This is a genomic window from Arthrobacter sp. 9AX (assembly GCF_902506095.1).
In the GTDB taxonomy this organism is placed as follows: Bacteria; Actinomycetota; Actinomycetes; order Actinomycetales; family Micrococcaceae; genus Arthrobacter.
The window spans coordinates 3,005,988-3,029,065 of the sequence record NZ_LR733293.1; the positions used below are offsets into that span (position 1 = coordinate 3,005,988).

Here is a 23,078-nt window from a genome sequence, read left to right on the forward strand (position 1 = left end):
ATGGGATGGTGTTCCGCATCCTCTTCCACGAACCCGAAATTCCCGGCAATACCGGGAACGCCATCCGGCTGGCAGCCATCACCGGCGCCGAACTGCACCTGGTGGAACCCCTGGGGTTCGACTTCTCGGACGCCAAACTGCGGCGCGCCGGACTCGATTACCACGACCTCGCCGTGGTCACCGTGCACAAAACCATCGAGGACGCGTGGCAGCATCTGCAGCCTGAACGTGTTTACGCCTTCACCTCGGACGGAACCTCCAGCTACACGGACATCTCCTACCGGCCCGGCGATGTGCTGATGTTCGGGCGGGAATCAGTGGGACTGCCGGCCGAACTGAAAGCGGATTCCCACGTGACCGCCACCGTGCGGCTGCCCATGCTCCCGGCGCTGCGCTCGCTCAACCTGGCCAACGCGGCCTCCATCGCCGTCTACGAGGCCTGGCGCCAGCAGGGCTTCGCCGGCGCCAAAGTGTAGGGCCGCCACGCCCGGAGCCGCCGGCACACTCCGCGAAACATTTTTCCAGCCTGCCCCATCCGGATACCCACCTGCGCCGAATCCCTTCTGAGAACAGTCCATTAGACGATCAAGGAGCCGCAGGTGACACTTCTCCGGGCAGGTTCCAGGACCAGCCGGGGCATCCCCGGCGGCACCGCGGAGGATCCGTCACCTCCTGGAGACTTATGCTTGGTAGTGATGGATACTCCCGATGCTCCGGCGGTCACAGACACGCCGGCCGAGCTCAGTCAACGACTCGCAGTCCTCCTGGGGCAGATTTCCCGGGGCGACCGCGCAGCGTTTGCCGAGTTTTATCAGCTGACATCCCGCAGGGTTTTCGGCATGGCACGCAGGGTCCTGATCGATGCCGAGCTCAGCGAAGACACCACCCAGGAGGTCTTCCTGCAGGTCTGGCAGAACGCAGGCCGCTTCGATCCCGCCGCCGGAAGCCCGCTCTCGTGGCTGATGACCATTTCCCACCGGCGGGCCGTGGACCGGGTCAGGTCCGCGCAGTCGGCCACGGACCGGGAAGCCCGCTACGGCGCCAGCACCCAGGACATCGACCACGACACCGTTTCGGACGAGGTGGGCAGCAGGCTCGAGGCCGAGGCCGTGGTCCGGTGCCTGGGAACCCTGACCGAAACGCAACAGGAATCTGTCCGCTTGGCCTACTACGGCGGCCTCACGTACCGGGAAGTCGCCGAACGGCTGAACGCAGCAGTTCCCACCATAAAGTCCCGCATCCGCGATGGACTGATCCGCTTGAAGACCTGTTTGGGGGTGAGTTGAAATGACAGAAATGAATCATGGCCGAGGCGGCCGCCCGGGTGCCTTCGGCGATACCGTTTCAGCTGACCTCGCTTCCGGCCGTGCCGTGGACCTGGCAGAGCTCTACGCCCTGGATGCGGTGTCGGACGAGGAACGCCAGGCCATCGAGGAGTACATTTCAGCTGCCCCGGCAGCGGAGCGGGACTCTTTCTTCGAACGCGTCCGCCAGTCGAGGGAGACGCTTACCCTGACGTTCAAAGCCGAGGAAGAGCCGCCGTCGGACCTTTTCGACCGGATCGTTGCCCACCTTCCGGCCCAGGAGACCCCCCAGGAAACCGCGGCCCTCGACACTGCAGCCGACCAGCCAGCCGGCGACGAGGCGGCCGGCGACGAACTGGCTAAGGCCCGGCAGCGCCGTGAGGAACGGCGCCGTCCGGCAGGAACCCGCCGCTGGCTCGCCGGAATCGCGGCCGCTGCGGCGATCGCCCTGGGCGGTGTCGGCGTGGGATCCTACATTGCGGACCAGAACGACCCCCTGAACCAGGTGGTCCGGGCCGGAGACGTGCGGGAGGCATCAGTGGAAGTGGCCGGCGGAGGTACCGCCACCCTGCTGATTTCCACCTCGAAGGACGCCGCGGTGGTCAAGATGAACGGCGTTGCCGCCCCGCCTGCCGGCAAGGTCTACCAGATGTGGCTGATCCCGAAGGACGGCTCCGCACCTGTCTCCCAGGGCCTGATGGACGCAGAGGCCCTGTCCAAGCCGGCTGTTGTGGAGGGCATCCACTCGGCAGCGGCGCTGGGCATCACGGTGGAGCCCGTCGGCGGGTCCGCCTCCCCGACGCTGCCTACCGTCGCAGCCGCTCCCTTGGGTGCGTAGCGGGCCGGCATATAAAGGACGCCCCGCGATCCTCCGAAAGGAAGGCCGCGGGGCGCCTCTTTTTAAGACTCCGGCGTCGAAGGCTCAGAACCCGGCGATGGTTCCGGGCCCGTTGACGGCTACTACGTGGAACGCTTCGGCGCTTCGCCCGGCCGGCAGCCCGGCCCGTTCAGCGTTGGCCAGCATCCCCTGGCGGACTGCTGTTTCCATCGCCTCGACGTCGGGATGCTGGCTGACGTGGACGTGGATGGCCTTTAGCTTGGCCCCCACGTGCTCCGTCACATCCACAAAATGGTTCTCCCGCTCATCCGGCCCCGCGTACAGCCACAGCCAGGGAAGCTTGTACGCCTCCAGACCGGCCTCGGCCAGTTCCGGGTAGGCGAACGGATTTTCCAGCGCCGGGTAGACGGCCCGCGTCACGGCCTCCCCCACCGCCAGATGGTCCGGGTGGCTCTTCTGGATCCGCCGCCAGTTACGTTCCGGATGCATGGAAAGTACGACGTCGGGACGCAGTTCGCGGATCAGCTTCACCACGCCGCGCATCACCTCGTGCGAGGGTTCGAGGTAGCCGTCACGCTGGTGGAGGTAGTGGATGTCCGAGACTCCCACCAGTTCGGCGGCGCGGCGCTGCTCGGCGTCGCGCATGGCGATGATGTTGGCCCGGTGCGCGGGATCGAAGCCGCCCGCGTCGCCGTCGGTCATGATGCAGTAGCTGACCTGCACGCCGGCTGCCGTCCACGCGGCAATGGTTCCCGCGGCGCCGAAGTCGATGTCGTCGGGGTGGGCCGCAAAACAGAGCACCCGCCCAACCCGGTGCGTGGCCGGGTTGAACGGGCTCTGTGCCTGGCTGGCTGAGGCAGTCAAAAATCAGCCCTTGCGCTTCTTGATCTCTGCCGTGGCCTGCGGGAGAACGTCGAAAAGGTCTCCGACGATGCCGAAGTCCGCGATCTCAAACACCGGCGATTCGGCGTCCTTGTTCACGGCGACGATGACCTTGGCGGTCTGCATGCCTGCTTTTTGCTGGATGGCGCCGGAGATGCCAGCCGAAATGTAGAGCTGCGGAGAGACGGTTTTGCCCGTCTGGCCCACCTGGGCATCGTGGCTGATCCAGCCGGCGTCGGTGGCTGCACGCGATGCGCCCACGGCCGCGCCGAGGGCGTCGGCGAGTTCCTCCACCGGTCCGAAGTCGCCGTCCACGCCGCGGCCACCGGCCACCACAATGCGGGCGTCGGTAAGGTCCGGGCGGCCGCTGGCCACCTTCTGCTCCCGGGCGGTAATACGCGCGGCCGCAGCGGTGCTGCCGGCCGGAACGTCAACCGTGGCGGTTTCCGGCGTGCTGGCTGCGGCGGCCGGCTCGGGGATCACGTTGTTGGCCTTGACGGTCAGCACGGAAACGGGAGTGCTGGCCTTGCAGGCCGTGTTGTAAGATCCCGCCAGGACGGACTTGTGTGCCGTGCCGTCTGCGTCCACTCCCACCACGTCGGTGATAACACCGGCGTTGAGGCGGATGCCAAGACGGGCCGCGATTTCCTTGCCCTCGGGCGAGTTGTCGAGCAGGACGATGGTGGCCCCGGTGCTCTGCGCAGCGGCGGCCAGGTAGGCCGCCTTGGGCGCCACCAGGTAATCGTCCAGGTCTTCGGCCGAGGGTCGGAGGACCGTGCCCACACCGTACTCCGCGAAGGTGGCAGTTACGTCGCCGTTCAGGTTTCCGTTGACGGCCACAACACTCTCGCCGAGCGAACGGGCGAGGGTGAGCAGCTCCAGGCTGCTCTTCTTGAGCGCGTTGCCCGGGTTGTCAATAAATACAAGTACTTTTGCCATGTCGGTGATCCCTCTTAGAGCAGCTTCTGGGCGGCCAGGAAGTCAACCAGCTTGATGCCGGCGTCGCCTTCGTCGGTGATGATGGTGCCGGCGGTCCGGGCCGGGCGTTCCTCCGCGCTGGTCACCGCAGTCCAGGAACCGGAGTGTCCCACCTGGGCAGCGTCCAGCCCGATGTCTGCCAGGGACAAGGTGGTGATGCTCTTGCGCTTGGCGGCGATGATGCCCTTGAAGTTGGGGTACCGGGGCTCGTTGATCTGGTCGGTAACGGACACCACTGCAGGCAGGGTGGCTTCCACGGTTTCCGACGTTGTGTCGGCATCGCGGCGGGCCACGAGCCGTTCGCCGTCCACGTCCAGGGACGAGGCGAAGGTGACCTGGGGCAGGCCAAGGCGCTCCGCCAGCTGCGCGGGCACCAGGGAGGTTTCGCCGTCGGTGGAGGCCATTCCGGTGATGACCAGGTCCACGGGACCGTCCTGGCCCAGCCGCTGGACGGCAGCCGCCAGGGCCAGCGAGGTGGCTGCGGCGTCGGAACCCGCCAGGGCGTCGTCGGTCAGGTGGACGCCTTCGGTGGCGCCCATCTGCAGGGACTTCTTCACGGCGTTGACAGCACCGGCCGGGCCCATGCTCAGGGCAATGACCTGGTTGCCGGCCTTGCTGCCGCCCCGCGCCTCCGCCAGCTGCAGTGCGGCTTCCAGGGCGTATTCGTCCAGCTCGGACAGGATGCTTTCGTCACGGTCCGTCGTGTAGCGCTCCCCGTTGAGGTGACGGTCGAACTGGGCGTCCGGTACATGCTTGACCAGGACGATGATCTTCAATGTCTTCTCCACTGTATCGACAGCAGCCTTCCATGCTTGTGGACAGCCAGCCGGGTAGGGTCATGGCCGCGGAATGCCCGGGGTACGGGTAGCTCCTAGCTAACCATATTGGGCTCGTCATATGACGCCCCGTTAACGCCTGTGTCAGATCATGGCCGACGGCGGCATGAAACGCGACGGCGGCGCCCCCACCTGGGTGGGAAGCGCCGCCGTCGAACCTGCCTTAAGGTTGCCCGCGCAGAGCCGCTGCTAGCTCGCGGTGCCAAGCGTGACGTCGAGGGTTTGTTCTGCGCCGTTGCGCAGGACGGTGATCTTGACGCCGGAGCCGGCGGACTGTTCCCGGACGGCTGCCGTCAGCTGCTCGGGTTCACCGATGGCGAGGTCGTTGAACTTTGTGATGACGTCGCCCACCTTGATCCCTGCCTTTGCGGCGGCCGAATTTGCCTCCACGGTGGCCACTTCGGCTCCCACCGAGAATTCGGAGGCGGCGCTGGAGGCGGCCTTCTTCTTGACACTGACGCCGAGCTGGCCGTGCGATGCCTTGCCGGTGTCGATGATTTCCTGTGCCACCCGCTTGGCGTGGTTGATGGGGATGCTGAAGCCCACGCCGATGTTGCCGCTGGAGGAGGACGATGAACCTGATCCGGCCGAAGCGATGGCCACGTTGACGCCGATGATCTCTCCGCTGCTGTTCACCAGGGCACCGCCCGAGTTGCCCGGGTTGATGGCGGCGTCGGTCTGGATGACGTTAATGGCAATCTCGCCCGTGCCCGTCTGCTGGCTTTGGCCGCCGCCCGGAGGGGCGAACTGGAATCCGCCCCCGTCGCTGCCTTCCGCGCTGTCCTCTTCAGGAGCCGCGGAGGAGGAGACGCTGATGGTCCGGTTGAGCGTGGAGACAATACCGTCCGTGACGGTGCCGGTCAGGCCCAGCGGAGAACCAATGGCGATGGCGGTGTCCCCCACATTGAGCTTGCCGGAATCACCCAGCGTGGCCGGCGTGAGGCCGGCGGCGTTGTCCACCTTGATCACCGCGAGGTCGGACAACGGGTCCGTACCCACGAGCTTGGCGGTGAGTACCTTGCCGTCACTGGTGCGCACTTCGAGGGACGCGTTGGCTGTCTGGCCATCCAGGGTCACGACGTGGGTGTTGGTGAGGATGTGGCCCTGGTCGTCCAGGATGATGCCGGAGCCCGTGCCGCCGGCGCTGCCGCTGGTCGCGCTGATGGTCACCACACTGGGGGACGCCTTCACAGCTGCTGCGGTGATGGCATTGACGTTGTCCTTGTTGTTGACGATGACTGTGCCGGGCTGGCTGTTGCTGCTGGTGATCGCGGTGGAGCCGGCGCCGCTGCCGAACAGTTCGTTGGAGCCGACGGTGGCCACTCCCCCGCCCACCAGGCCGGCGGCGAGGATGCTGGCTACCAGGGTACCGACGCCGAAAGATGCCTTTTTACGCGGAGCGTCCTTGGGATTCGGAGCCAGGCCGACCGGGGCGCCGGCCGCGGTGTGATGGCTGTTGTGCGGGCCCGTGTGATGCCCTTCATGTCCGCCAGAAGCCTGCCCGTAGAAGGGCTGGTGCTGCGGGTAGGGCTGGTGGTTCGGGTACGGCTGGCGCTGGGGGTACGCCGGGCGCGCTCCGGGAAGTTCCTGGGTGGGATTCTCCGGGGACTGCGCCCGGTCCCGGCCGGCCGGGTCCGGACGTTCCGTGGAGTCCAGTCGTTCGGTGGGGTACTGACGTGGACCCGCTGCTTCATTGGCCGCGGCCGGAGTCGAGGCTCCTGGGTTATCCGCATCGTGAACCTCTGCAGGGTTGTTCCCGGGCTGGGCACCGCGCTGCTGCCAGGGGTCCTGCCGGCCCGGGCCGCGGTTCTCGGGACCGGCGCCGGGGGTTTGGTTCTCAGTCATGGGATTTCCTTTCATCCTCGTCTGCCATTAACTATGGACTCCCTCCCTGTAACAAGCTCGGATGTTTGCTGAGAGCTTGCTGAACCAGGTTTTCGCCGGGATTTCCATGCCTTCCGCCGTTTCGCTGGTGGCATATTCAGCTCAATGGACTGCTTTCCGGGTGCACCATAGAATCAAGATGATTGCCACAGCGACCTGCGGCTTTACACCATGCGTGGGGGCGCTGCTGCATTCTGAGACGACCGGTTCGTCCCGAATCGGTGTCAGGCGTGCTGAAGGGTTGCACATGCGGTCAAAGTTCAAGCGTATTCTCGCCGTGATCGGCCTTACCGGGCTGCTGGCGGTTCCCGCCGGTGCGGCCTGGGCCGAGGACCCGGTCACACTGAATCCCACAACCAAGATTGTGGATTCCGCCGGTGTCCTGGGTGGGAGAACGGCTGAGGTGCAGGAAGCCATCAAGAAGCTTGGCACCGAACACGCCTTGGTGCTTCACGTCGTCACTGTCAAAAAGTTCGAGAACCCGGCCGACCGGGAGGCCTGGACGGACGCGGTGGCTGACAAGGCCAAGCTCGGCTCCAATGCCCTGATTCTCGCAATTGCCACCGATACGAGGCAATACATCCTGAACAAGGGCGGCAGCAAAATCACCAACGCCCAAGTCGAAAACATCAAGAGCAAGGCCATCGGCCCGCAGCTGGCCAACGACAACTACGCGCAGGCTGCCATCAACGCGGCTTCAGCAATCGGCGATGCAGCCGGCGGCGGCAGTGGAAACGTCCCCTCCGACGGGAGCGCCGGGGCGGCCGTCCTGGTGGGCACCGGCGTAGTGGCTGCAGGGGGCGCGGGTGCGTACCTCTACTTCCGCAACCGGCGGAAGAAGGCTGCCGCAGCCCAGTCGTCCAGCGCAAGCTACGGTCCTCAGGGCGGCCAGGTGGATCCGCTCGCGTCCCTCAGCGTTGAGGAACTGCGCCGCAAGAGCGGGTCGCTGCTCATCGAAGCGGACGACGCCATCAAGTCCAGCGAACAGGAATTGATGTTCGCACAGGCACAATACGGCGATTCGGCCGTCGGCAACTTCACCAAAGCCTTGGAAGAAGCAAAGGGCCACATGACGGAGTCGTTCAAGCTGCAGCAGCAACTGGACGACCACATCCCGGATACGGAAGAGCAACAGCGCACCTGGCTGGGCGAGATCATCCGGCGCTCGGAGGCCGCGCTGGCTTCGCTGCAGGAGCAGAAGGCGGACTTCGACTCCCTGCGTGAACTGGAGAAGAACGCGCCGCAGGCACTGGCCCGCGTCAACGCCGGCGCCCGCGAAGCGGACGCCAAAATCTCCAGCGCCGAACAGTCCCTGACCACGCTGCGTGCCAAGTACGCAGACAGCGCCCTGGCGCAGGTCTCGGACAACATCCTGCAGGCCAAGGAGCGGCTCGCTTTCGTCCAGAACGCGTCCGCCTTGGCGGAGCAGAAGCTCGGCGAAGGCGAAGGAAGCCTGGCGGCGGTGGCTGTCCGGGCGGCGGAGGAAAGCCTGCATCAGACGAACGTACTCCTCGATGCGATCTCCAAGGTCTCGTCAAACCTTGATGACGCCCGAAACAGCCTGGAGGCCGCGGTGGTGGATACCTCCCAGGACCTCGCCCAGGCACGTGCCATGATCCAGTCCGGCGCGCACCCGGAACTGGCAGGTCCCGTCGCCGCCGTGGAAGCCGCGCTCGCCCAGGTCAAATCGGAGATCCAGGGCGGGAAGATCGATCCCATCGCAACCCTGCAGCGGGTGGAAACCGCCCACCAGTCGCTGGACCAGGCCCTGAGCGGGATCCGGGACCAGCAGGAGCAGGCACGCCGGGCACAGGCGTCGCTGCAGCAGACCATCATGTCTGCCCAGGCCCAGATCAGCGCCACCTCCGACTACATCACCGCCCGCCGCGGCGGTGTGGGAACCGAAGCCCGCACCCGCCTGGCGGAGTCGCAGCGCAACCTGGATTACGCGCTGTCCATCGCGCGCACAGATCCCGTAACAGCCCTGACGTACGCCCAGCAGGCACACGCACTCGCTGCCCAGGCAGCGCAGCTTGCACAGGCGGATGTAGACCACTTCGACGGCTACGCCAACCAGGGCTACGGCCGGGGCGGCATGTTCGGCGGAGGTGGCGGCGGTGGACTCGGCGGCGCCATCCTGGGCGGCATCCTGATCAACTCGATCCTCAACGGCGGCGGTGGCGGCGGCTGGGGCGGCGGCCACAGCGACGGCGGCGGTTGGGGTGGCGGAGACTTCGGCGGCGGCGGAGACATGGGCGGCGGCTGGGGCGGAGACTCCGGCGGCGGCGGAGACTTCTAGGCCTTGGATGGCTCGGCCCGGCCGAACCACAACGGTTTGGGAACGACACAAGCAACACACAACTGTTCACTGATTTCAGTGGTCATCACAGAGCAGGACGAAAGGTAGCACCATGGTTAAGCAGTCCATTTTCGGCCGTATCGCGCAGCTGGCAAAGGCAAACATCAACTCCTTGCTGGACAACGCTGAGGATCCGCAGAAGATGCTGGACCAGATGGTCCGGGACTACACCAACAACATCGCCGAGGCGGAGTCGGCCGTGGCGCAGACCATCGGCAACCTCCGGATGCTCGAGGACGACTACAACGAGGACGTCAAAAACTCCCGCGATTGGGGCAACAAGGCCCTGGCTGCCTCCCGCAAGGCGGACGAGTACCGTGCCAGCGGCAACGTGTCCGACGCCGAGAAGTTCGACAACCTGGCCAAGGTGGCACTGCAGCGGCAGATGTCAGCCGAGAACGAAGCCAAGGGCGCTGAGCCTGCCATTGCGTCCCAGCGTGAAGTGGTGGACAAGCTCAAGACCGGCCTGGACCAGATGAAGGGCAAGCTCAACCAGCTGACCAGCAAGCGCAACGAACTGGTGGCCCGCTCCAAGACCGCCGCTGCCCAGTCCCAGGTGCACGATGCCATCAAGAGCATCGACATCATGGACCCCACCAGCGAGGTGGGCCGCTTCGAAGAGAAGATCCGCCGCGAAGAAGCCCGGGTCCGCGGGCAGCAGGAACTCACCGAGTCCAGCCTGGACGCACAGTTCAACCAGCTGGAGGACCTCGGCGAGCAGGTTGAGATCGAGGCGCGCCTGGCTGCCTTGAAGTCCGGCGGCACCACAAAACCCGCCATCGGTGCAGGTAGTTCTGCAGGCGCTGAATCCACTGTCAACGAAGCCGATTTCGACAAGCTCTGACAGCCACGGCAGGGTTTCCTGCGGCACACCATCAGGAACCTGAATGAAAGGCCGGGGCCGTAGCCCCGGCCTTTCATTGTGTCCTTGTGTAGCGTGGCTTCATGGCTTCTTCCCACCCAACATCGCTTGTCTGGCTGCGCGATGACCTCCGCCTGGATGACAACCCCGCACTCTCCGAAGCAGCAGAGTTTGGCCTGCCCCTGACGGTGGTCTACGTTTTGGACGAGGCGTCTGACGGCATTCGGCCCCTGGGTGGCGCAACACGCTGGTGGCTGCACCACTCCCTAGCGGCCCTGGCTGCAGCCTTGGAGGCCAATGGCTCGTGCCTGGTACTGCGCCGTGGACCGGCTGCCGAGGCCATCAAGGACCTGGCCACCGAAACCTCTGCAACGCATCTGTTCTGGAACCGGCGCTACGGGCTGCCCGAGCGGACCGTGGACGCCGCCATCAAGGAGTGGGCCGGCAACAACGGCGTGCAGGCTTCGAGCTACCAGGCCAACCTCTTGTTCGAGCCGTGGACCGTACGCACCGGAGCCGGGGGCCCGTACAAGGTCTTCACGCCGTTCTGGCGCTCGTGCCTTGCCGGCGGCGAAGTCCGCGAACCCCTGGAACCACCCCGGCAACTGCCGTCCCCCGCCACCGGGGAGAGCGGAGGCCTGCCAAAAAGCGAAGACCTGCACAGCTGGGACCTTCTGCCGCACTCCCCCGACTGGAGCGGTGGCCTGGCCGACACGTGGGAGCCCGGAGAAGAAGGCGCAGGGCGCCGCCTCGACGACTTCCTGGACGGCCCGGCCGAGGACTACGGAACCGGCCGCAACGTGCCGGGTGTGGAAGGCACCAGCCGCCTCTCACCGCACCTGCGCTTCGGCGAGGTCAGCCCGTTCCGGGTGTGGCGGGAAATCAGGCGACGGTTCCCGCACAAGATACCGGCCGACGTCGGGATCTTCCGTTCGGAGCTCGGCTGGCGGGAATTCTGCTGGCACCTCCTGTACACCAACCCTGAACTGGCCACCCGGAACTACCGTCCCGAGTTTGACAGGTTCCAGTGGCAGTCACTCAACCGGAGCGAACTGGCGGCCTGGCAGCAGGGCCGCACAGGGTACCCGTTTGTCGATGCCGGGATGCGCCAGCTGTGGCAGACAGGCTGGATGCACAACCGGGTGCGGATGGCGGCGGCGTCATTCCTGGTCAAGAATCTCCTGGCGGACTGGCGCATCGGCGAGGAATGGTTCTGGGACACCCTCGTGGATGCGGACGCCGCCAGCAATCCGGCGAACTGGCAATGGGTGGCCGGCTCAGGAGCGGACGCCTCCCCGTACTACCGGATTTTCAACCCGGTGACGCAGAGCAAGAAGTTCGATTCCGCGGGCGGGTACCTTCGCCGGTTTGTTCCGGAGCTCGCAGACCTCGACGGGAAGGCGATCCACGAACCCTGGAAAGCCGGAGACGTGCCCGGCTACCCCGATCCGCTGGTGGGGCTGCCGGAATCCCGCGAGCGGGCGCTGGAGGCTTACGCCAGGCTCAAGGACTGACCCGCTCCGGCTTGGCGTGACCTGGGCGGCCCGCCTGGCGGCTCTAGCGGCTGACCTTGCCCATCAGGGACGCAATGGGCCGCAGGAAGATGGGGCGGGCCAGGAACCAGGCAGCAACCATAACCACCACGGAGGCGAGGAAGACCCAGAACCCGAACCAGCCGTCGTCGTCCCTGACGCCGTACATGTGGTTGAGGTTGCGCAGGGCCCCGGTGGCGAGCACCAGGAAGACGTGCACCACAATAAAGGCCACGAAGTAGATCATCACCGGGAAGTGGACGGCACGCGCCCATTCGATCGGGTACGCCTTGTTGAGGCCGGCCGCCTTCTTGGGCCAGGCGGAGGACATCCGCAGGCCGGTGATGAAGGCCAGCGGCGCCGCGATGAACACCGTGAGGAAGTACGTGAGGAGCTGGAGGGCGTTGTAGTTGATCCAGCCGTTTTCCGTGGGCCAGTCCAGTGACGCGTACTGCAGGGCGGCCGAGAGCGCGTTGGGGAAGACGTCCCAGCTGGTGGGAACGATCCGCATCCACTGCCCGGTGGCGAAGAGCAGGACGGCGAACACCAGGCCGTTCAGGATCCACAGCGCGTCAAGCGTCAGGTGGAACCACAGCTCCAGGCTGATCTTTGTGGGTGGGGTCTTGGTTTTGATCAGGCCCTTGTTGTTCCGGGTCCAGTGGCCGCTGGGACGGGTGGTGGTCCGCACCTGCCAGCCCGTCCGGATGATCAACAGCAGGAAGAATGCGTTCAGGAAGTGCTGCCAGGCCAGCCAGGCCGGAAAGCCTTCCGGGGCCCCCGCCGGAAGCTCGGAATGGCCCGGGTACTCCGCGATGAAGGAAGCGACAGCGGGCAAGCCCACGAGCCATTTGGCGACCAGCACCACCAGCACCAACGCCACGAGGACGGCGGGCACACCCCAATAGAGACGGGTCCGCTTGCCCGCCGCGGTGCCGGGCTTCTTCGTGGGTGTGGACATCGAGCAACATTCCTCTCGAGAATGACGTGGTGCTCACGGTCTGTGAGGCTCTGCGAAAGAGAATACTAGGAACTGCCGGCATTCAAGGAAAAAGAAGACCCCGCCCGGCTTGTCTGCCGGTCGGGGTCTTCACATAAGTTGCGGGGACAGGATTTGAACCTGTGACCTCTGGGTTATGAGCCCAGCGAGCTACCGAACTGCTCCACCCCGCGTCGCAGAATCAACACTACCCTATTTCTGCGGCAGGTTTTTCCACCCCGCGATTCCGGGGTCTCTGCCCGCCGATTTTGGTGCGGGAGGCGATGGGGCGTCCGCCGATTTTGGTGCGGGAGGCGATGGGGCGTCCGCCGATTTTGGTGCGGGAGGCGATGGGGCGTTTTGTCCTGCAAACCGGACTGGCCCCACTAAGCGTCACCGGCGGTCGGTGGTTAAAGCAAAAGGTCCGGGCACTGTTTCCAGTGTCCGGACCTTTTCTCCAGTTGCGGGGACAGGATTTGAACCTGTGACCTCTGGGTTATGAGCCCAGCGAGCTACCGAACTGCTCCACCCCGCGTCGCAAGAACTACTTTACCGGGAGGTGAACAGCAGGCCAAATCGGGAGGGCGTGATCTCCGTCTCGCCGGCCCGGCACCCGCTCTGCAAGGAACGGGTGCCGGCTGCCGCCGTCGTGATCAGTTGCTGTCCGTCAGCTGCTCGGCGAGGGCGACGGCGTCGCTTCCGGGCCAGGCGAGGAAGCAGGGGCCGGGGTGGCCTCGGGAGCCGCCACGGGGATCTTCGCCTCAGCCTGGACCGCCTTATCAAGGGCCGCCGAAAGCCGCTTCTGCGCCTCGCCATAAGCGGCGAAGTCGCCGCCGGCCAGTGCTGCCTGGCCGGCCTTGATCGCGGCGTTCGCTTCGTCCAGTGCCGCCTTCAGCTCAGCCTTGGCGTCAGCTCCGGCCGGAGTGGCAGGAGGACCCGGATTGGCAGGCGTCTGGCCGTTGTTGTCGGAGTCCCCAGCAGCAGCCCCGGAATCACCACCGAAGAGCTGCTTCAGCGCCTCGTCAAGGGTGGGGGCAAAACCAACCTTGTCACCGAACGCCACGAGGACGCGCTGCAGCGTGGGGTAGGAAGTCTCACCTGTGGACTTCAGGTAGACAGGCTGGACATAGAGGATGCCGCCGCCCACGGGAAGGGTCAGCAGGTTGCCGTTCAGCACGTCCGAGGCGCCTTGGCGGAGCAGGTTCAGGGCCTGGGACACGGTGGGATCGGAGTTGAACTTGTTCTGCGCCTGGCCCGGCCCGGGGACCTGGATTTCCGGCGGAATCTGCAGCAGCCTCAGTTTGCCATAGCTGTCGGCTTTCACACCGGCCTGGTTGCCGGCATCCGAGTCGGCGGCCAGGAAGCCGTAAAGCACGTTGCGCGCGTTTCCATTGACGATCTGTGGAATGTACGACGACGTCAGCTGGAAGGCGGGTTTGTCCTGGTCCGGCATCTGCAGCGACATGTAGAACGGCGGCTGCTTGACGTCGGTGTCTACGGTGGGATCCGCGGGCACGCTCCAGGCGTCATTGGTCTTGTAGAAGCTGGACGGATCAGTAACGTGGTACTGCCCCAGGAGCTGGCGCTGCACCTTGAACAGGTCCTCCGGGTAACGGACGTGGCTCATCACGTCGCCAGACATCTCCGAGTAGGGCTTAAGGGATGTGGGGAACACCTTCTGCCAGGACTTCAGCAGTGGGTCCTGGTCGTCCCACGCGTACAGGGTGACCGAACCGTCGTAGGCGTCCACCGTGGCTTTGACGGAGTTGCGGATGTAGTTGACGGTGCTGTTGGGCAGCGCGACGGCGCGTCCCGACGTTGTTTGGGTGTCTGCGGTAGCGTTGGACAGCTGTTCCTGCTGGGAGTACGGGTAGTACTGGCTGGTGGTGTAGCCGTCCACGATCCACTTCACGCGCCCGTCCACCACGGCGGGGTAGGCGTTGCCGTCCACGGTCAGGTAGGGGGCTACCTTTTCCACGCGTTCACGGGGATTGCGGTCGTACAGGATCTGGGACTCCGCGTTGACGCCGTCCGAGAGCAGCAGGTCAGAGGACTGGAACTTGATGGAGTACAGCACCCGGTTGAAGAACGTCCCCACGTTGGGGCCGCCGTTGCCTTCGAAGGTGTATTGGGTCTCCCCCTCCCCTTCACGGCCGGAGGGCCGGTCCTGCTCACGGGCCGGGGCACCGTCCGGAGCACCCACGATGGAGTATTCCGGCGAGGACTCGCCGAAGTAGATCCGGGGCTGGTACGTCGAATCGTCGCCCAGCACACCCGTCGACGGAATGCCTGACTGCAGGAAGTCCGGCTTGCCGTCCACGGTGAACTTGTTGCCCTTGGCCGCCACAACGCCGTAACCGTGGGTGTACACCACGTGCTGGTTCAGCCAGCCCTGCTGGTTGGTGGCCACGTTGGTGGGGTTCAGCTCGCGGACAGCGATCACCGTGTCCTGGATCTTGCCGTCCACCTCGTAACGGTCCACGTTCAGGGCTTCGGGAAACTGGTAGTACGGCCGGTACTGCTCGAGCTGCGAGAACGCATCCGAAATCAGGTTCGGGTCCAGCAACCGGATGTTCGCCGTGGTCTGCGCATCCGGAGCGAGGGCTCCGGTGGTTGCCGTGTTGGTGGCGTCGTACCGGTTCACCTGGATCTTATCCAGGCCGTACGCCGTGCGGGTGTTGTTGATGTTCCGCTGGATGAATTCCTTTTCCAGCGTCTCTTCGGAGGGGCGTACCTGGAACTGCTGGATCACCCAGGGGTACACGCCGCCGGCCAGGATGGAGGTGATGACCAGCATGGCGGTGCCGATGACGGGCAGGCGCCAGCGGCCAATGACCGCCGCCACGATGAACAGGATGGCCACCAGTGCGGCCGCCACAGCCAGGATGGCTTTGGTGGGAATCACGGCGTTAACGTCCGTGTAGAGGGCACCGGCCCAGCGGCCGCTGTTGCTCTGCACGGCGGAGTAACGGTCCAGCCAGAAGTTGATGCCCAGGAGCACCAGGAAGGCGGCACCGGTAACGGCGATGTGGATCTGGGCGGCACGGCTGGTGAAGACGCCCCGTTCCATCAGCCGGATGCTGCCGTACAGGTAATGGGTGAGGATGCCGGCGATACCGGCGATGACTACAACGCTGATGAGGAAGCCGGTGACGAACCCCAGGAACGGCAGGGTCATCAGGTAGAAGCTGATGTCCAGGTTGAACTGCGGATCCTGCTGGCCGAAGGGCTCCTGGTTGAAGAAGAGCAGGACCTTCTGCCATTGGCTGGCCGCGGCGCTGCCGGCGAAAAGGCCGAAGAGGATGGGCAGGCCCACCATCACCACGCGGCGGACCGGCTCCAGCTGTGCCTGGTAGCGGTTGAGGTTGTCGCGGATTTCAGAATCCGGTGCGTAGACCGGCCGGGACTGGTACGCGATGCGGATGGCGAAGAAGACCCCAAGGAACATCACGGCGAAGCCGGCCAGGAAGATGCCGATTCTGGCCAGGTTCTCGGTGACGAACACCTCGATGAAGCCAAGCTGGCGGTACCAGAGGACGTCAGTCCAGACGTTTGCGAAGAAGATGAAGCCCACAACCACCAGGGCAACAACGATCAGGGTGGGCGTGAGCGCGCCGCGTCTTGAAGGGGGTTTACCTGTGGACATGGTGCTGGCAGGTCGGGACAAACTCGGTACCTCATAGCTGGTCGGTCAGAATATTCGAAGCGTGCGTGCGAGCGACGTCCTTACCGGTCAAACACTGGTTTAGCCGTCATATTTGCCACGAGTGGCGGTAGAGCTTAGTTCCTGCCCAGTCTAGTTGGTTGTACATGCGGGGAGGCCGGTGGTGTCCTGGCCGGAACCGGCGAGTTCGACGGCGTGCCTTGCCTCCGCGAGGCTCTCCACCTTGACCACTTGCAGGCCGTCGGGAACGTGGCCTGCCACTTCACCGCAGTTGGCAGCGGGGGCGAGGAACAGCGTGGCTCCTCCGGACCGGGCACCCTGCATCTTCTGCCCGATGCCGCCGATGGGTCCGACGGTGCCGTCCGGGGTGATGGTTCCCGTTCCGGCGATGTGTTTCCCGCCGGTCAGGTCGCCCGGGGTGACGGTGTCGATGATGCCCAGCGAGAACATGAGACCGGCGCTGGGTCCGCCTACTTTGTCCAGGGAGATCTTCACGTCAAAGGGGAAGGTGAACAGGTATTTGAGCATGACACCCAGGATGAAGCGCCCTTCGCCGTTGTCCTTCGGCGTGATGGCCTGGCTGATTTCCCGGCCGTCCCGCTCCACCACCACTGTGGCGGGCGCTCCTTTGCCTGCCGCCAGTTCCCCTTGGATGACGGCGAGGGTGGTGATCTCCTTGCCGTTGATGGTCTTGAGGATGTCCCCGGGCTCGATTTTCCCGGCAGCGGCGGAGCCGTCGGAGAGCCCTGCCGCCTGCAACTGCTGCCCGAACGGAATATCCAGCTCGGTGAGGGCGGACGCCACCGCGTTCTCCTGGGAGGTGGTCATGGCCACCGAGCTCTGTTCTTCCGCCTGTTCCTTGGTGGTGCCCGTGGGATAGATCATCTCCACGGGATACACCGCTTTTGAACGGTCCAGCCATGCGGAGAACACGCCAAGGATACTCACCGGACCGTTGGGGCCGCCGTCGACATAAACGGTGGTCAGGTCGAGGTTTCCCGCCGCGGGGTAGGTTTCCCGGCCCGTGACGCTGATGACCGGGCTTCCCTGGCTCTGCCCCAGGGTGTTGAATGTGGGGCCCGGTGATTCGATGACGTAGGGCACGGGCAGGGTGCCAACTGCGACTCCAAGGCCCAGGGCCGCCACGCCGGCCACCATCGTGGCCGAGACTTTCGGGTTTCGGCGCTCCCGTGTGCCGGGGGTCCCCGCGGAGGCGAAACCGGCTGGCCCGGCCTGCGCACCGGCTGGCCCTTGCCCGGCGTCGTACGCTTCTGTTTCGGCATGCCAGGAGCCGGACTGGAGGTCGGCGGCGCGGTCCTCGGAAGGGTGTCCGCCACGGGTTGTAGTCACTGCACCAACACTACGCGGTGCCCGGCAGCTGCAGTTCTTTGCCTACAGCGAACGGTAACGCAGTGCGGCAGACAGCCGCCCGGCACCGGGGTACCGTGAAGGTTGAGCACCAGTCACACCGACGATCGGCGGGATCATGACCTCCAACCCACTTAATCCGTCCAACGGCGACGACACCCCCAAGGACCCGTTGACCGAGATGCTGCAAAACCTCATGGGCGGCAAGGGGATGGAGAATTTCGACCCCGCCGAACTGGCGAAAGCAGCAGGCCTGCCCAACGACCCCAACCTGCTGGCGCAGATGTTCTCCCAAGTGCAGGCCATGATGTCCGCGCCCTCCGAGGGGCCGGTCAACTGGCAGCTTGCCCACGAGAATGCCCGGCGCGTGGCAGCGTCCAGCGCCGACCCGTCCGTTACCTCGCAGCAGTCCCGCGAAGTGGATGAGGCGCTGCGGCTCGCTGAACTGTGGCTGGACCCGGTCACCGATCTTCCCGCCACCGGCCTGATCGGCCGGGCATGGTCCCGCGCGGAATGGGTTGAGGCCACCTTGGGCACCTGGAAACGGCTCACCGAGCCGGTGGCGAACAGCATCGCCAATGCCCTCTCCTCCGCCATGACCGAGCAGATGCCCGAAGAGATGAAGTCGATGATGGGCGGGGCATCGTCCATGCTCCAGAACATGGGCGGCGCAATCTTTGGCATGCAGCTGGGCCAGGCCATCGGCGCCCTCTCCCAGGACGTGGTCAGTTCAACTGACATCGGCGTTCCGCTGGCAGACCTTGAAATGGCACTGTTGCCCGTGAACATCACCGCTTTTGGCGAGGGTCTCTCCCTGCCTGAAAATGACATCCGCCTCTTCCTCGCCGTCCGGGAAGCTGCCCACGCGCGGCTCTTCGTGCAGGTCCCCTGGCTGCGGGGCCACCTGCTGGGTGCCATCGAGGCTTACGCCCGCGGCATTCATATCGATACCTCCCGCATTGAAGAACTGGCCAGGGACCTGGACCCCAGCAACCCCGAGGGCATCCAGGAAGCCTTGTCCCAGGGCGTGTTTATGCCCCAGCGGACGCCCGCCCAGGACCAGGCCCTGGAAAAGCTGGAAACAGCACTGGCCCTGGTGGAGGGATGGGTGGACGAACTCACGGCAGCGGCCACCGAAAAGCTGCTCCCTTCCGCCGCGGCGCTGCGGGAAACCGTCCGGCGACGCCGTGCCACCGGCGGGCCGGCCGAGCACGCCTTCGCCGCCCTGGTAGGGCTGGAACTTCGTCCGCGCCGGCTGCGGGACGCCGCAACACTCTGGGCCACTTTGAAGGACGAACGCGGCATCGAAGGCCGCGACGCGATCTGGCAGCACCCCGACCTCCTGCCCACCGCCGAGGACCTCAACGATCCGAAGGGCTTCAGCGGACGCCGCAAACTTGCCGAGGCCAGCGACAGCGAAGTGGACGACGCCCTGCAGAAGCTGCTGAGCGGCGGCTTTGACGAGCCCCCCTCGGGCGCGACGGACGAGGCCGACGACGGCACGGCCCGCGGCGGCGACGCTGGCGGGAACGGCACGGCTGGCGGCGGCCAGGATGGCCCGGACAGTACGCCGAAAAGCTAAGCCGGCCTAGTCGGCGTCGTCCGGCCAGTCCTCGTCACGCCAGAGTCCATCCGGCCAAGGGTCGCCGGGCCAGCGTTCATCCCGCCGGGTTCCTGCCTTGGCCGGGGTTCCTGCGCTGGCCGGACGGCACCAGGTGCCTCTGGCGCTGCTTCGTCTTTCAGGCCGCGGGCCATGGCGAAGCTAACCCCCTCAAGAAAGGCTTTCGCCCGTGCCGTCTCGGGGTAGGCCTCCAGCAGCTTCCAGAAGGCAGCGTTGTGCCCGGCTACCAGGAGATGGGCGAGTTCGTGGAGGAGCACGTAGTCGATGACCCACTGGGGCATGGGACGCAGCTTGTCCGAGAGGCGGATGGTGCCCTCTGACGGTGTGGCCGAACCCCACCGTGAGTTCTGGTTACTGACCCAGCGCACCGACACAGGCCTGGAACGCCCGCCAAGGTACCGTTCGGACAGCTGGGCTGCATGGGCGGCGAGGGCGGCGTCGGAGGCTGGGCGCTTCCGGCCGGAGGCTGCGCGCCGTTCCCCCTGCTTGTGCAGTTTGGCCAGCATGCGCTGGACCCATTCCTTTTCCTGAGCTGCCGTGAACCGCGCCGGGATGGCCACCACCGCCGTACCGTTCTCCCAGAAAGCGGCGACCGTCCGTGTCCGGCGGGCAGAGCGGCGCACTTCGACGGGAGCCCCGCCGGCCGTGGTCATCACAGCGAGGTGCTTTCCACCAGGACCCGGAGGACGTCTTCGCCGTAGCGTTCCAGCTTGGACGGTCCCACGCCGGCAAGTGCGGCAAGTTCCTCAAGAGAAGCAGGCCGCGCCTCGGCGATAGCGGTGAGCGTGGCGTCGGTGAACACCACAAAGGCCGGCACGTCTGCGGACAGCGCCGTTTCCCGCCGCCAGTTCCGCAGGGCCTCGAAGGTCTGTTCCTCATAGCTTGGCGGGCAGGCGTTGCACCGCCCCACCTTGCGCTCCGCGCCCGTGCTCAGCATGCTGCCGCAGACCCTGCAGACCGCCGGCGTTGCGGCTTTGCGCCGGGGTGCCGGCCCTTTGCCACGGGCGCTTGAGCTGGCCACCGAATCAGGGCGCAGCCCGTCCAGGAACCTGGAGGGCTTGCGGTTGGCCCGGCCGCCGGGAGTGCGGGCCGTGGACCAGGACATTGCGAGGTGTTCGCGGGCCCGGGTAATGCCCACATAGAGGAGCCGCCGTTCTTCGTCGACGGATTCGGGCGAGTCCGCGAAGGAGATGGGCATCAATCCTTCACTGAGCCCCACCAGGAACACGGCATCCCATTCCAGGCCCTTGGCAGCGTGCAGGGACGCCAGGGTCACTCCCTGAACCGTGGGCGCGTGCTGCGCCAGGGAACGTTCCTGGAGTTCGTTCACGAACTCGGCCAGGCCGAACTCCGGCCCGCGTGACTGGACGAGTTCGTCGGCGAGGGCCACCAGGGCCGCCAGCGATTCCCAGCGTTCGCGCAGCGCTCCGCCGTTGTGGGGAGGCGACTCCGTGTAGCCAAGGGAAGCCACGATATCGCGGACCAGCTGGCCGAGCGGTTCCGGTGATTCAGCGGAGACGGCCCGGGTGGCGGCGCGCAGCTGAAGGATGGCGTCGCGGACCTCCTTGCGGGCAAAGAACCGTTCACCGCCGCGCAGCTGGTAGCCGATGCCTGCGGCTGCCAGGGCCTGCTCGTAGGCTTCGGACTGGCCATTGGTGCGGAAAAGGACCGCGACCTCGCTGGCCGGGGTGCCGGCGTCGAGCAGTGCCTTGATCTTCTGGGCCACCGTGGCGGCTTCCGCTTCATCATCCGAGCACTCAGTGAACTGCGGTGCCGGCCCGGCGGGGCGCTGGGCCACCAGCTGCAGCGGGGCAGCCCAGGCGGAGTCGGCAACCGGTCCGCCGCTGCGCCTGCCGGCCAGGAGGTCGTTGGCGAGCTTCACCACCTGGGGCGTGGAGCGGTAGTCCCTGATCAGTTTCACCACGTTGGCCTGCGGGTAGCGGGCCTTGAATTCCAGGAGGTGCTTCGGGGAGGCGCCGGTGAACGAGTAGATGGTCTGGCTGGCATCACCCACCACGCACAGTTCGTCGCGGCCGCCCAGCCACAGTTCCAACAGCCGCTGCTGGAGCGGGGAAACGTCCTGGTACTCGTCCACCACGAAGTGCCGGTACTGCTCGCGGACGGTGGCGGCGACTTTCTCGTCCTCCTGCAGGATGCCCACCGTGATCAGCAGGACATCCTCGAAGTCGATGACGTTGCGGTCCGTCTTGACGTCCTCATAGGACTGGAAGACCCGGGCGACGGCGGTGAGGTCGAACCCGCCGGGAGTCCCCCTGTCCTGCGCGTTCTCCAGGTAGTTGGCGGGGGTCAGCATGGACACTTTGGCCCATTCGATTTCCGAGGCGAGGTCGCGGATGGACGCCCTGTCCGTGCTCAGCCGCAGCCGCCGGGCAGCTTCGGCAAGCAGCTGGGCCTTGTGGTCCAGCAGGTTGGGCAGCGTCCCGCCCACGGCCTGCGGCCAGAAGAACTGCAGCTGGCGCAACGCCGCGGCGTGGAACGTGCGTGCTTGGACGTTGCCTGCACCGAGGTCGCGCAGCCGGCTGCGCATCTCCGCGGCCGCGCGGGCCGTGAACGTCACGGCCAGCAGCCGCTGGGGTGTGTAGACCCCCGAATGGACCCCGTAGGCGATGCGGTGGGTGATGGCCCGGGTCTTGCCGGTGCCGGCACCGGCAAGGACGCACAGCGGCCCGTTCAGGCTACTGGCGACCTCGCGCTGTTCGGCGTCCAGGCCGCCGAGGATACGGTCCTCCAGGGATGCTGCGCCGTCAAAATTCTGTGTAGTCACTTTGCTGCTTTTTCGTCTCGACTACCGCGTACTGGAGTCTGATGGATAAGGCTTCAGTGGCCGGTAAGGTCCTGAATCCGCCCGCCGAACCAATGCTCGATGAGGGAGCGGGCAATCGACAGGCGGGTGGAAATGGTGATCTCGCCGGCGAGCACTGCTTCCTGGAGTTCCTCCCGGCTGAACCAGCGCGCCCTGGTGACCTCCACGCCGTCGGGCGTTGCCTCGGCGTCTTCGGTGATGGCGGTAAATCCAAGCATAAGCGAGGCCGGGAAAGGCCATGACTGCGAGCCCAGGTACTGGCATGCAGTAACCCGGACCCCCACTTCCTCGTAAATCTCCCGGACGACGGCCTGTTCCAGGGACTCCCCCGGTTCCACAAACCCTGCGAGGGTGGAAAAGTTCTTTGCATCACGTGCCCCGCCTCCGCCCAGGAGCAGGCGGCCGTCCGGGCCCACGACGGTGACGATGATGGCAGGATCGGTCCGCGGGTAATGCTCGGACAAATCTGCGGGGCAGCGCCGAACCCACCCGCCGGCTTCGATGTCCGTGGGGGCGCCGCAGCGCGGGCAATGCGTATGGGTGGCGTGCCAGTTGGCGATTGCGCTGGCTTCGATGAAGAGTGCTGTGTGCGTGGGAGTGAGCCCGCCCGCGACCTCCCGGAAACCGGCCCAGGCAGCATCCTCCGGGATCCCTGCCGTCCCCGGCTCCACTGCCTCCGGCAGGACGAACAGCAGCAACGGAGTTCCAGGGGACAGGTCCGAATCCGGCAGGGCGGAGCCCAGGTAGACCGTCAACTGGGGAACGGAACCTGCGGCGGCGAGTGCGGACTGCAGCTCGCGGGCGTTGGACAGGTAGAGTCCGCCGCCATGGACCAGGCCCTGCCGGCCGGCGAGGAGAACGGCCAGGGTGTCCGGCCCGGCGAGCAAATCCTCCACCATTCCCGGCCTGGCCCGTGCCACGGACCCCCGGTCAACCAGCGCGGGCGGCACTGGTAGTACTGTGTCCATCAGGTGGTTGGCCGGCAGCCGGGCAGCGTTGCCCTGATGGACCGGTGTTGCAGACTCCGCGTGGCTCATGTGTCCACCGTACTGACTGGGACCGACAATTGATATTTGGGCGCATCCCTATGTGGAGTGCTGCGCCTCCCCTGTTTTGGACTATATCTGGAGACTCGCCGTCCTTGGACCGG

Annotated in this window: 16 protein-coding genes, 2 tRNA genes and 1 pseudogene; 7 read left to right on the forward strand and 12 right to left on the reverse strand. The window is 65.9% G+C overall.

What is annotated here, in order from left to right; genetic code table 11:
- Positions 1-8: 8 nt before the first annotated feature.
- From BACI348_RS13825 to BACI348_RS13835, 3 genes are all read left to right on the forward strand, one after another.
- Entirely contained in the window at positions 9-476 is a 468-nt protein-coding gene (locus BACI348_RS13825) for a tRNA (cytidine(34)-2'-O)-methyltransferase (protein ID WP_159830123.1), read from the forward strand.
- Positions 477-695: 219 nt separating this feature from the next.
- A complete protein-coding gene (gene sigK, locus BACI348_RS13830; protein ID WP_159830125.1) occupies positions 696-1,286 on the forward strand; it encodes an ECF RNA polymerase sigma factor SigK in 591 nt (196 codons plus the stop codon).
- A 10-nt stretch (positions 1,287-1,296) separates the two neighbouring features.
- Positions 1,297-2,142: an anti-sigma factor gene (locus tag BACI348_RS13835; RefSeq protein WP_159826671.1), complete on the forward strand. Its 846-nt coding sequence runs from the start codon at positions 1,297-1,299 to the stop codon at positions 2,140-2,142.
- A gap of 84 nt (positions 2,143-2,226) precedes the next feature.
- Here BACI348_RS13835 and BACI348_RS13840 read toward each other — a convergent pair whose 3' ends face one another.
- The 4 genes from BACI348_RS13840 to BACI348_RS13855 all read right to left on the reverse strand — a co-directional run bounded on the left by BACI348_RS13840 (position 2,227) and on the right by BACI348_RS13855 (position 6,683).
- A complete protein-coding gene (locus BACI348_RS13840) occupies positions 2,227-3,006 on the reverse strand; it encodes a PIG-L deacetylase family protein (RefSeq protein ID WP_159826673.1) in 780 nt (259 codons plus the stop codon).
- Positions 3,007-3,009: 3 nt separating this feature from the next.
- Positions 3,010-3,963 carry an electron transfer flavoprotein subunit alpha/FixB family protein gene (locus BACI348_RS13845; RefSeq protein WP_159826675.1) on the reverse strand — a complete coding sequence of 318 codons (954 nt, stop codon included), beginning with the start codon at positions 3,961-3,963 and terminating at the stop codon, positions 3,010-3,012.
- A gap of 14 nt (positions 3,964-3,977) precedes the next feature.
- Positions 3,978-4,778: an electron transfer flavoprotein subunit beta/FixA family protein gene (locus BACI348_RS13850; protein ID WP_159830127.1), complete on the reverse strand. Its 801-nt coding sequence runs from the start codon at positions 4,776-4,778 to the stop codon at positions 3,978-3,980.
- Between the two features lie 249 nt (positions 4,779-5,027).
- A complete protein-coding gene (locus BACI348_RS13855; protein ID WP_159826677.1) occupies positions 5,028-6,683 on the reverse strand; it encodes a S1C family serine protease in 1,656 nt (551 codons plus the stop codon).
- A 286-nt stretch (positions 6,684-6,969) separates the two neighbouring features.
- On the opposite strand from BACI348_RS13855, the gene BACI348_RS13860 reads away from it, so the two are divergent.
- The 3 genes from BACI348_RS13860 to BACI348_RS13870 all read left to right on the forward strand — a co-directional run bounded on the left by BACI348_RS13860 (position 6,970) and on the right by BACI348_RS13870 (position 11,457).
- The gene (locus BACI348_RS13860; RefSeq protein ID WP_159826679.1) at positions 6,970-9,021 is read left to right on the forward strand and encodes a TPM domain-containing protein; all 2,052 of its coding nucleotides are present in this window, start codon (positions 6,970-6,972) and stop codon (positions 9,019-9,021) included.
- 112 nt (positions 9,022-9,133) lie between these two features.
- Positions 9,134-9,925 carry a PspA/IM30 family protein gene (locus BACI348_RS13865; RefSeq protein WP_159826681.1) on the forward strand — a complete coding sequence of 264 codons (792 nt, stop codon included), beginning with the start codon at positions 9,134-9,136 and terminating at the stop codon, positions 9,923-9,925.
- Positions 9,926-10,026: 101 nt separating this feature from the next.
- Entirely contained in the window at positions 10,027-11,457 is a 1,431-nt protein-coding gene (locus BACI348_RS13870) for a cryptochrome/photolyase family protein (protein WP_159826683.1), read from the forward strand.
- 43 nt (positions 11,458-11,500) lie between these two features.
- Here the strand turns inward: BACI348_RS13870 and BACI348_RS13875 are convergent, their stop codons facing one another.
- The 5 genes from BACI348_RS13875 to BACI348_RS13895 all read right to left on the reverse strand — a co-directional run bounded on the left by BACI348_RS13875 (position 11,501) and on the right by BACI348_RS13895 (position 17,273).
- A complete protein-coding gene (locus BACI348_RS13875; protein WP_159826685.1) occupies positions 11,501-12,433 on the reverse strand; it encodes a cytochrome b/b6 domain-containing protein in 933 nt (310 codons plus the stop codon).
- 138 nt (positions 12,434-12,571) lie between these two features.
- A tRNA-Met gene (locus BACI348_RS13880) sits at positions 12,572-12,645 on the reverse strand.
- Positions 12,646-12,912: 267 nt separating this feature from the next.
- Positions 12,913-12,986, reverse strand: a tRNA-Met gene (locus BACI348_RS13885).
- A gap of 132 nt (positions 12,987-13,118) precedes the next feature.
- On the reverse strand, positions 13,119-16,097 hold the full coding sequence (locus BACI348_RS13890) for a UPF0182 family membrane protein (RefSeq protein ID WP_159830129.1): 2,979 nt from the start codon (positions 16,095-16,097) through the stop codon (positions 13,119-13,121).
- A gap of 150 nt (positions 16,098-16,247) precedes the next feature.
- Positions 16,248-17,273 (reverse strand): YlbL family protein, encoded by a 1,026-nt coding sequence (locus BACI348_RS13895; protein WP_159830131.1) that lies wholly within the window; start codon positions 17,271-17,273, stop codon positions 16,248-16,250.
- A gap of 328 nt (positions 17,274-17,601) precedes the next feature.
- On the opposite strand from BACI348_RS13895, the gene BACI348_RS13900 reads away from it, so the two are divergent.
- The gene (locus tag BACI348_RS13900) at positions 17,602-19,065 is read left to right on the forward strand and encodes a zinc-dependent metalloprotease (protein WP_236557566.1); all 1,464 of its coding nucleotides are present in this window, start codon (positions 17,602-17,604) and stop codon (positions 19,063-19,065) included.
- A 137-nt stretch (positions 19,066-19,202) separates the two neighbouring features.
- On the opposite strand, the pseudogene BACI348_RS21005 reads toward BACI348_RS13900, so the two are convergent.
- The 3 genes and pseudogenes from BACI348_RS21005 to nudC form a co-directional block, all read right to left on the reverse strand.
- Positions 19,203-19,757 (reverse strand): annotated as a pseudogene (locus BACI348_RS21005) (M48 family metallopeptidase); the annotation flags it as partial.
- Positions 19,757-21,889, reverse strand: coding sequence for an ATP-dependent DNA helicase UvrD2 (locus BACI348_RS13910; protein ID WP_159826687.1), 2,133 nt, complete (start codon positions 21,887-21,889; stop codon positions 19,757-19,759). The pseudogene BACI348_RS21005 and the gene BACI348_RS13910, both read right to left, overlap by 1 nt.
- Positions 21,890-21,942: 53 nt before the next feature.
- Positions 21,943-22,965, reverse strand: a complete 1,023-nt coding sequence (nudC, locus tag BACI348_RS13915) for an NAD(+) diphosphatase (protein ID WP_159826689.1) — start codon at positions 22,963-22,965, stop codon at positions 21,943-21,945.
- Positions 22,966-23,078 lie beyond the last annotated feature (113 nt).